At 71.5% G+C, this 9,670-nt stretch carries 9 protein-coding genes; 8 read left to right on the forward strand and 1 reads right to left on the reverse strand.

The genetic code is table 11. From position 1 onward, the window contains the following. On the reverse strand, positions 1-1,400 hold a 1,400-nt coding region (locus F4X11_08070), incomplete at its 3' end, for a protein kinase (GenBank protein ID MYN64968.1). Here F4X11_08070 and bshC point away from each other — a divergent pair. From bshC to F4X11_08110, 8 genes are all read left to right on the forward strand, one after another. Further along, complete coding sequence (gene bshC / locus F4X11_08075; protein MYN64969.1) at positions 1,197-3,038, forward strand: bacillithiol biosynthesis cysteine-adding enzyme BshC; 1,842 nt, start codon at positions 1,197-1,199, stop codon at positions 3,036-3,038. The genes F4X11_08070 and bshC overlap by 204 nt on opposite strands. A 46-nt stretch (positions 3,039-3,084) precedes the next feature. Further along, the gene (locus F4X11_08080; protein ID MYN64970.1) at positions 3,085-4,011 is read left to right on the forward strand and encodes a xanthine dehydrogenase; all 927 of its coding nucleotides are present in this window, start codon (positions 3,085-3,087) and stop codon (positions 4,009-4,011) included. A 50-nt stretch (positions 4,012-4,061) separates the two neighbouring features. After that, positions 4,062-5,177, forward strand: coding sequence for a heat-inducible transcription repressor HrcA (gene hrcA, locus F4X11_08085; protein MYN64971.1), 1,116 nt, complete (start codon positions 4,062-4,064; stop codon positions 5,175-5,177). Then, positions 5,146-5,760 (forward strand): nucleotide exchange factor GrpE, encoded by a 615-nt coding sequence (grpE, locus tag F4X11_08090; protein ID MYN64972.1) that lies wholly within the window; start codon positions 5,146-5,148, stop codon positions 5,758-5,760. Before hrcA ends, grpE begins: the two co-directional genes overlap by 32 nt. Next, complete coding sequence (dnaJ, locus tag F4X11_08095) at positions 5,757-6,893, forward strand: molecular chaperone DnaJ (protein MYN64973.1); 1,137 nt, start codon at positions 5,757-5,759, stop codon at positions 6,891-6,893. Before grpE ends, dnaJ begins: the two co-directional genes overlap by 4 nt. Next, positions 6,880-7,938 carry a methyltransferase domain-containing protein gene (locus F4X11_08100; protein ID MYN64974.1) on the forward strand — a complete coding sequence of 353 codons (1,059 nt, stop codon included), beginning with the start codon at positions 6,880-6,882 and terminating at the stop codon, positions 7,936-7,938. The genes dnaJ and F4X11_08100 overlap by 14 nt, the downstream gene beginning before the upstream one ends. After that, the gene (locus F4X11_08105; GenBank protein ID MYN64975.1) at positions 7,878-8,696 is read left to right on the forward strand and encodes a 16S rRNA (uracil(1498)-N(3))-methyltransferase; all 819 of its coding nucleotides are present in this window, start codon (positions 7,878-7,880) and stop codon (positions 8,694-8,696) included. The genes F4X11_08100 and F4X11_08105 overlap by 61 nt, the downstream gene beginning before the upstream one ends. A 64-nt stretch (positions 8,697-8,760) precedes the next feature. Continuing rightward, entirely contained in the window at positions 8,761-9,669 is a 909-nt protein-coding gene (locus F4X11_08110) for a serine/threonine protein kinase (protein MYN64976.1), read from the forward strand. Position 9,670 lies beyond the last annotated feature (1 nt).

A 9,670-nucleotide genomic window follows, 5' to 3' on the forward strand; every position in this document is an offset into this window, starting at 1 on the left:
CGTACCGCTATGGGGGCATCCCTGGGCTCCACTATAGCTATGCAATTTCGGCCCGGGGGGTGGGGTACGTGGTCGTCGCCGTACGCGGGCCCGGGGGTGGACGGCGGAGCGGCCCGCGGCTCGTCCAGCGGATCCCACTGCACTTCATCCCGCACCGCGACGACGGGCCCCGAGCGCCGCGGCGGCTCGGAACGATACGGCGGGCGGCGCTTGGAGCGCGGCGGGTGCGCCGGCTGGCGTGACCGGGCGCCGCGCGACCCGCCGTCGTCGTCGCTGGCGGCGGTCCCTGCGCCGGCATCCTGCTCATCCGGGCCGCCCAGCGCGTCGGGCAGGGCGATCTGAACCGGCGGGGTCGGCGCACGCCCGGTCGCGCCGCCCTCGCTGCCCGCCGCGTCCGGCTCGTGCGGCGAACCGAACGACGGCTCGTAGTCGCCGTGTCCATCCTCGCCGTGCTGCGCGGCCGGCCGATCCTCCGCCGATTCCTGCACGGAGCCCGCGGCGAAGGCAGCGGTGCCGGCGTGCGCCGCCGCCGGACGGCTCGCGTAGGATTCGTCTCCGATCGCCCGCGCCAGTGCCGCCACGAACCCGGCGGCCGAAGCCGACCGGATGCCCGGGTCCTCCGCCAACGCGTTGCGGAACGCCTGCTGGAGGCCCGCAGGGTCGGCGACGTCCGGCTGCAAATCGACCAGGTCGGCGATCGCCTCGTCGCCGGCCGCCGACGGCCGCGTGCCGGTGAGCAGCTCGTAGGCCAGCACCGCCACGGCGAAGCGATCCGCCGGCGGTCCCCAGCGGCGACCCGCCATCACCTCCGGGGCCGTGTACGGCCTCCGCACGGGAAACCCCAGTTGTACGTGCTCGAGGGCGCTCGCGATGCCGAAGCCGGTCGCGCACACGCCTTCGGAGGTCACCAGCACGTCTCGCAGATGCAGGGCTCCATGCACGAGACCGAGCGCGTGCGCCGCATCCACCGCGTCGGCAAGCGCAGAGATCCATGCCAGCCCCTCGGCGGGGCGCCCCTCGCGCCGCAGGACGACGTCGAGCGACTCCGCCTCGACGTACTCGTAGGCCATGAACGGCGTGCCCGACTCGAGTCCCGCGGCGAGCGGCGCGACGATCGCGGGGTGCGACGCCTCCACGTTGACGATGTGCGCCAGGGCGTTGGCGAAGACCTCGACCTGCTCCGGGGTCAGATCGAGATGAAAGGACTTGATGGCGACGGCCCTGTCGCCGTCGGACTCACGGGCCAGATAGACGGGGCCGAGAACCCCGGTACCGACCTGATGCATGACCCGATAGGGCCCGAATGCACCAGGAACAGGAAATTCCCCGGCGTCCTCGCGTGTCAGTGGTCGAAATCCCCCGGCTGGTTTCCGGATGGTACCATGGGGGAGGTTTCCCATTCAATGGATGGCGCGCAACAGAGCCCGGGAATTCGTCTGGACGACCGGCGGCTGCCGTGGACCGGGCGTCTGATTCGCGACTATTGCCACGCCTTCGAGCGGCTCGCGCCCTACTTCGCCGGCTCCCCGTCGCATGCGGCGAGCTGGATCGACGCGCTGGAGAGCCGGCGGCGGCGGCGGCCGGACGGGGCGATCGCCGACCTCGTCCTGCGGCAGCTCGAGAACCGCGGGGCACCCGCCGCGGCGCGAACGGCCGCCGCGCGCCTGCGCGATGCGGACACGGTGGCCGTGGTCACCGGGCAGCAGGCCGGCCTGTTCGGGGGACCGCTCTTCACGCTGCACAAGGCGATCACCGCGGTGCGCCTGGCGCGCCGGCTCGCCGACGAGCACGGCACCGCCGCGGTCCCCGTCTTCTGGATCGACGCCGAGGACCACGACCTCGAGGAGATACGCGGCTGCCACGTCCTCGACGGAGAACTGCAGCGGGTCTCCGTCTCGCTCGACATCGACGCGCCGCCCGACACGAGCGCGGCCGCCGTCGTCCTGGACGACTCGATACGGGGCGTGCTCGACAGTCTGCGCGCCGCCCTGCCGCCGACCGAGTTCACCGCCGAGGTGCTGGATGCGCTGGCCGCGTCCTACGCACCCGGAATGCGCCTGGTGGACGGGTTCGCGCGCTGGCTCGACCGGCTCCTGGGCGATCACGGACTCGTGGTCTTCGATGCCTCCGATCCCGCCGCCAAGCCGTTCGTGCGATCCCTGTTCAAGCGCGAGATCGGGAACCCGGGCCGCACCGCGCAACTCGCGGCGGACGCCGGGGCCGAGTTGACAGCCCTGGGCTACCACGCCCAGGTCTCTCCCGCCGCCGGGGCGGTCGCGTTGTTTCGGCTCGACGGCGCCCGTCAGGCGATTCGCGCGATCGACGGCACGTTCTCTTCCGGCGGACGGACGCTCCCGGCGCAGGCCCTGCTGGAAGACATCGACACCGAGCCGGCGCGGTTCAGCCCCAACGTGCTGCTGCGGCCTGTAGTGCAGGACACGCTCCTGCCGACCGTGGCCTACGTGGCGGGTCCCAGCGAGCTTGCCTACCTCGGCCAACTGCGAGGCATCTATGCGGCGTTCGACGTCCCGATGCCCATCATCTACCCGCGGGCGAGCGCCACCCTCGTCGACGCGGCGACCGTGAGGTTCCTGAACCGCTACGAAGTCGACTTCGCGCAGCTCCAGCCGCGCGACGACGCGGCGCTGAACCGGCTGCTGGCGCAGCAGATTCCGGAGGCAATCGAACAGGCGATCGCAGCGGCCGAGCAGTCCGCGGCCGGGCATCTCGACACTATTCGGAACGTCGTCCCGACGCTCGATCCGACTCTCGCCGGAGCAGCCTCGTCGACGGCCGGCCGCATCGCCAGGGAGCTCGGAAACCTGCGCGGCAAGGTCGTGTCGGCCGCGAAGCGGAAGGATTCGACCCTGCGCCGGCAGTTCGAGCGAGCGCGGGCGCAGAGCTTTCCCGGCGGCATACCCCAGGAACGGAGCGTCGCCGGCGTCCATTTCCTGAACCGGCACGGCTTCATGCTCGTCGACCGGCTGCTGGGCCACCTCCCGCTCGACCCCGGCCATCACTGGCTGCTCACGGTGTAACGGTCCGCGGCGAGGGCCGGCGCGCGGTATACTGGGCCGCACCGAGATGAACGAAGAGGTCTTCAAGGCCGTCAACGACGTGTTCGCCCGCGGCGAGTCCGCGGCGCTCGCCACCATCATCCGCACGCAGGGCTCCACTCCGCAGCGCGTCGGCGCCAAGATGCTGGTGTTCGCCGACGGACGCACGATCGGCACCATCGGCGGCGGGTGCTACGAGAACGACGCGTTCTGGAAGGCGCGCCGCGCGCTGGAGACCCGCCGGCCGCTCGTCGCGCGGTACGAACTCGCCGACGACATCGCGGAAGAGTCGGGACTCATCTGTGGAGGACAGATGGAGGTCTACATCGAGCCGCTCGAGGCCTCGCCGCACCTGTACCTGGTAGGCGCCGGCCACGTGGCGCTGGAGCTCGGGCGCCTGGCGGCGCCGGCCGGATTCCGGGTCCACGTCATCGACGACCGCGAGAAGTTCTCCAATGCGGAACGGTTCCCGGATGCCGTCGAGGTCGCCGTCGACGACATCCCGACGTGGCTCGAGAACACGGACTTTCCTCCTACCGCCTACGCCGTCATCCTGACCCGCGGCCACCGGCACGATCTGGATGCACTCCGCGCCCTCGCGCCGCGTCCGCTCCGCTACCTCGGCCTGATCGGCAGCAAGGCCAAGGTCGCGCGACTGCACGACGCGCTACGCGAAGCCGGCGTGACGATAGCCAGTCCGGAGCGGCTGCACGCCCCGGTCGGCCTGGACATCGGCGCGGTGACGCCCCAGGAAATCGCCGTCAGCATTCTCGCCGAGCTGATCGCCGTCAAGTACGGCAAGCTGGAAGCCGGCAGCGTCGAAGCGGCGGCCGAGGCGGCCGTGAAGCCGTTGCGGTGGTCTCCCCCCGTCGCCGGGACCGCCGCTGAACGCCCTGAGGGAGAGGCCGTATCGAACGGCGCGGCGGCACCGGCTGCTATAATCGGAGGTCGTTAACCAAGCGCGGCCGGCATGGCTGGTCGCGTTGCCGGGCCGCGGCGCGCACCATGACATCTCGGGCCACGATCCAGGACCACGACCTCGGTCGGCTCACGCAGCGAGCCAGCGGCATCCTGGGCACGCTGATCACCCAGTACATCGAAACGGGCGAGCCGGTGTCCTCTCTCTGGCTCGCCCAGCACGGCGATGTCGGGCTGTCGTCCGCCTCGGTGCGCAACGTGATGGCCGAGCTGGAGCAGGCGGGCTACATCTGGCAACCGCATACGTCCGCCGGCCGCGTGCCGACGGATCGCGGCTACCGCTACTTCGTCGACCGGCTCCTCAGCCGCCGGCGCGACGCCGATCCCCCGCCGGACGTCGAGGCGCGGCTGCGGCAGGCCGGCACGCTGAGCGACGTCCTGTCGAACGTATCGCACGAGCTGTCGGTCGCCTCCCATCATCTGGCGTTCGCCTGCCTGCCCCGGGTGGCGGCGGGCACCTTCAGGCGCATCCAGTTCGTGTCGCTGGGCAGCACGAAGATCCTGGTGGTGGTCACGACCGGCGACGACGAGACCGTGCACAAGGCGGTGGACCTCGGCGAGGAGACGGACCGCGGCGCGCTGGAGGAGGGCGCCCGGTACCTGTCCGAGACGTTCGCCGGCCTGCCGCTGCTGGACGTGCGGAGGGCGGTGGTCGAGCAACTGCGGCAGGAACGCATGCTCTACGACCAGCTTCGCTCGCGCGCCCTGCGCCTGGCGAGTCTGACGCTCGAGGAGATGGTCCCGCCGAACCACCTCTTCGTCGAGGGCGCCTGGTTTCTCGCCGAGGAGGTTTCCGACGGCGAGGACCGCGTGCCGCTCGGCATCCTCCGCACGCTGCTCGCGGTGATCGAGCGCAAGGACCTGCTGGTTCGGGTCCTCGACGAATACCTCGACGGCCCGGGGCTGACGGTCGTGATCGGCACGGAGAACTCGTCGCCGGAGATGCAGGCCTTCAGCCTCGTGGCCTCCACCTACTTCGACGGCGCCCGCACCGGGCGCATCGGCATCATCGGCCCGCGGCGCATGCGCTATTCCCGAGCGATCTCGGCGGTGGATCAGGTTTCGCGCGCCGTCAGCCGGGTGCTCGTCGACCAGACGGCCTCATCCGAACATGACAGACGACGTGAACCCGGCACAGCCTGAAGACGACGCGAATCCGGCGCAGACCGACGAGAACGCGGAGCCGGCGCAGACCGACGAGGAACAGCCTGCCGAAGACGCGGGCCCGGCGCAGGCCGACGAGGAGCCGGCCGCAGACCCGGTCCCGCCGGCGGCCGGACCCGTTCCCGACCCGGCGGCGGAGCGCGACGAGTACCGCGACCTGCTGCTCCGCAAGCAGGCCGAGTTCGACAACTTCAAGAAGCGCGTCGAGCGCGACCGGGCAAAGGCCAACCGGCAGGCGGAGAGGGTACTCATCGTGGCGCTGCTGCCCCTGCTGGACGACTTCGAGCGGGCGCTCGGGGCCTCGACCGACGCGGGCGGGATCGAGGCGTACCGCGCCGGGATCGAGCTCATTCACCGGCAGTTGCTGGAGACTCTCCGCAAGCGCGGCGTGACCTCGATCGACACGGACGGCGCCCGGTTCGATCCGAACCTGCACGAGGCGGTGGCGTACCAGGCCAGCGAGGGCCGCGAGGACGGGGACGTCATCGACGAGCTGCGCCGGGGATATCTGTTCCACGAGGAGCTGCTGCGGGCAGCCATGGTCAGGGTGGCCAAGGCGTGAGCAAGCGCGACTACTACGAGGTCCTCGGCGTATCGCGAGACATCGGCGAGCAGGAGCTGAAGAGCGCCTACCGCAAGCTCGCGCTGAAGTACCATCCGGACCGCAATCCGAACGACCGGACCGCGGAGGAACGCTTCAAGGAGGCCGCCGAGGCGTACGCCGTCCTCGCCGATTCGGAAAAGCGGGCCCGCTACGACAAGTTCGGCCACGCGGGAGTCGGCGGCGGAGGCACGCCCGGCTTCGATCCGTCGACGTTCGCCGACTTCAACGACATCTTCGGCAACCTCGGCGACATGTTCGGATTCGGCGACATCTTCGGCGCGGGCCGGCGCCGCCGAGGGCCGCGGCGGGGCGCCGACCTGCGCTACGACCTGCCGATCTCGCTCGAAGACACCGAGTCGGGCACCGAGGCGACCCTGCAGGTTCCCCGCGAGGAGCCGTGCGACGAGTGCGCCGGCTCGGGAGCCGCCCCCGGGTCCCGGCCGGAGACATGCCTGCAGTGCCAGGGCCGCGGACAGGTGCGCTACCAGCAGGGGTTCCTCACCGTCGCACGACCCTGCGGCGCATGCCGCGGGGCCGGTACGATCATCCGCAATCCATGCGACGCCTGCCGCGGAAACGGGCGCGTGTCGCGCGAGCGGAAGCTCAAGGTGAAGGTGCCGGCCGGCATCGACACCGGACAGCAGCTTCGGCTGCAGGGCGAGGGGGAGCACGGGCCGCACGGCGGCGAGCCGGGCGACCTCTACGTCGTCATCCACGTGCAGGAGCACCCGGTGTTTCGCCGCGAGGGCAGCGACTTGCTGTGCTCCATTCCGGTGAGCTATCCCACGCTGGTGCTCGGCGGCACGATCACCGTCCCGACGCTGAACGGCGACGAGACCCTGCACGTCCCCAAGGGCACGCAGGGAGACGCCCGGCTGCGGCTGCGCGGCAGGGGCCTGCCGCACGTCTCGGGGCGGGGACGCGGGGACCTCTACATCGACGTGAAGGTGGCCGTGCCCACCTCCGTCTCGGGCGAGCAGAAAGCGCTGATCGAGGATCTCGACCGGATGATGCCGCAGCGATCGTTCGATCCGAACGAGCATGGGGACAACCGACCGTTCTTCAGCCGGGTGAAGGATATATTTGGCTAGGAGTCTGCGCCGCAGAACGCAACGCAGTGAGTTCTGCGGCGCAGACTCCTGGAGCGGGGGGGATGGGCCGAAACGCCGAGCCAGCGAGGCGTTTCGGGGCGCTAGGAGTCTGCGCCGCGGTACGCCGCGTCCGGCGCTCGACGTCCATCTGCCGGTCGCCGCCGAATCGCTGCTGGCCCGCCTCGACGCCCTGCTCGACGACCACGACCCGTTCGCCATCCACGACGACGACGCCGGGAACGACGCGGCCGCGCCCGGCCACCGGCATCCCCCGGTGAGCCTGGAGCGCCGCGTCTATTTCTTCTCGACGGGATCGCGCGACGCCGCGCGCTGGGCCATCGACGGCGCCCTGGGGGCGGACGGCGCCCGGGCAACCCCGATCGACATCGCCGACGACGGCTGGGCGGCGCGCTCGCACGCGGGACTGCGCGCCGTACGGGTCGGCGATCTCATCGTCGCCCCTCCCTGGGACGCGCCGGCGCCGGTCGCCGGCTCCCCCACCGTGGTGATCATCGAGCCCTCGATGGGCTTCGGGACCGGTCACCATGCCTCCACCCGGCTCTGCCTGCGGGCGCTGCAGCGCTTTCGCGACCGCCTCCGCACGGGCCGGCGCATGCTCGACCTCGGCGCCGGGTCCGGCGTGCTGGCGATCGCCGCGGCGCTGCTCGGCGCCCGGTCGGCGACAGCCGTCGACCGCGATCCCGACGCGCTGGCGAACGCGCGGGACAACGTCCGCCGCAACGGCGTCGACGATCGCGTCAGGTTGGTCGAGGGCGATCTCGAAAGCCTCCGCCTGGAGGCCGGCGACGTCGTCACCGCCAATCTCACCGGCGCGTTCTTCCTGCGGCATGCGGCGGCGCTCCTGCGACTCGTCGAGGCCGGGGGCCTGCTGCTCGCGGGCGGCATCACGGTCGGCGAGGAGCCTGCGGTACGCGCCGCATTGGAGCCGCGGGCAGGAGTCCGCGAACGGGCGGTCGAGGAGGAATGGGTCGGCCTCGTCCTCGAACGACCGGCGCACGGCGTCTGTCCGCCGCCGGAGACCTGATGTCCGTTCACCGCTTCTTCGCGCCGCGGGTCGAGGCGCCCGGAAGCGAGCTCTACCTGTCCCCCGAGGAGGGTCGCCACCTCAGCCGGGTGCTGCGCCTGCGCAGCGGGGCGCGCGTCCAGGTCTTCGACGGACGCGGCCACGAGCATGAAGCCACGTTGACGGACGACGACCCGCGGCGCCCCGTGCTGCGCCTGGGCGCGCCGGTCGCCACCGTCGCCGAGCCCCGGGTGCGCGTGACCCTCGGGGTGACCCTGCTGAAGGGCCGCAAGCTCGACACGGTAATCCGGGACGCCACGGCGCTCGGGGTGGCGGAAATCGTCCCCCTGCTGACGCACCGTGGGCAGGCCGGCGGCTTCGGGCGCGACGGCGCGTCTCCCGGCGATCGTTGGCGCGGCATCGCCATCGCCGCGGCCAAGCAGTGCGGGCGCGCCGTCGTGCCTGCCATTCAACCCCCGGCGAGACTCCATCGGTTCCTGGAGGACGCGCGGGCGGAGGCGATGCGCCTGCTGCTGGCGGAGCCGTCGGCCGCGGATCCGGGCCCTGCATCCGCCGGGCTCGACGCGCTCCGCAACGCGCCGCGGCCGGCCGGCGCGGTGCTCGCCATCGGCCCGGAGGGCGGCTGGACGGACGACGAGACCCGCGCCGCGGAAGCGGCCGGCTTTCGTCCGCTCACCCTCGGCCACCGCACGCTGCGGGCCGAGACCGCGCCGGTCGCGGCCCTGTCGATCCTGCGTTTCGTCTGGGACGATCTCTGAAGCCGACGCCGCTTTCCGAATCCCGAAGCGCGGCGTTACCCCACGCTATACTTGCGGCACCGGCATGCTGTTCCGAGGGCAGACGCTAGGCAAGTACAGAATCACGGCCCCCCTCGGCAGCGGAGGCTTCGGCGCGGTCTACCTGGCCCGGGACACCTGGATCGACAAGGACGTCGCGATCAAGGTACCCCACCGGCAGAACATGAACTTCGGCGAGCTCCTGCGGGAGCCGCGCCTTCTCGCGGCCCTCGACCATCCCAACATCATCTCGATCACGACGGCCGAGAAGCAGGACAACGTCTTCTTCATCGTGATGGAGTATGTCGCCGGCCAGACCCTCGAGGAGGTCATCGCCGGGAGCGGCGGACTCGACGCGGCGCACACCGTCTACTACGCCAGCCAGATCGGGCGCGCCATCGAGCACGCCCACGCGCAGGGGGTGATACACCGCGACCTGCGGCCGGCCAACATGCTCGTCTCCGAATCGGGCGTGCTGAAGGTCGCCGACTTCGGCACCTCGCGCTTTCTGGAGATCGCCGCGCACGGAACGACCGTGATCGGCAGCCCGCCCTACATGGCCCCGGAGCAGTTCGAGGGCAAGGCGGTGTTCGCGTCGGACATCTACTCGCTCGGGATCACCATGTACCAGATGCTGACCGCCGTTCTGCCGTACGAGTCCCCCGCACCGCGCGACCTCGACAAGCTGATGAGCGGCGCGCTGGTGCGGCCGCCGCGCCTTTGCAACCCCGAGGTGCCGAAGGCGCTCAACGACATCGTGATGAAGGCGCTCGCGCCGGAGCTGTCCATGCGCTACCAGCGGGCGACCGAACTGCTGCGCGATCTGGAGCACGGGTCCGCGCCGGCCGCCCGGCCGGGGGGGGGGCCGCCCGCGCCCCCCCCCCCGCGGGGATTAAAAAAAAGCGCCGGCCCCCCGCATAGGGGGGGTTGGAGAGGGGGGGGCGGGGGTCGTTAAA

This window comes from Acidobacteriota bacterium (assembly GCA_009861545.1).
Taxonomy (GTDB): domain Bacteria; phylum Acidobacteriota; class Vicinamibacteria; order Vicinamibacterales; family UBA8438; genus WTFV01.

Coding starts and splice junctions, on each gene's coding strand:
- F4X11_08110 (MYN64976.1), top strand. CDS start 8,761: ATGCTGTTCCGAGGGCAGACGCTAGGCAAGTACAGAATCACGGCCCCC.
- F4X11_08105 (MYN64975.1), top strand. CDS start 7,878: ATGGGTCGGCCTCGTCCTCGAACGACCGGCGCACGGCGTCTGTCCGCC.
- grpE (MYN64972.1), top strand. CDS start 5,146: ATGACAGACGACGTGAACCCGGCACAGCCTGAAGACGACGCGAATCCG.
- bshC (MYN64969.1), top strand. CDS start 1,197: ATGAAAGGACTTGATGGCGACGGCCCTGTCGCCGTCGGACTCACGGGC.
- hrcA (MYN64971.1), top strand. CDS start 4,062: ATGACATCTCGGGCCACGATCCAGGACCACGACCTCGGTCGGCTCACG.
- F4X11_08080 (MYN64970.1), top strand. CDS start 3,085: ATGAACGAAGAGGTCTTCAAGGCCGTCAACGACGTGTTCGCCCGCGGC.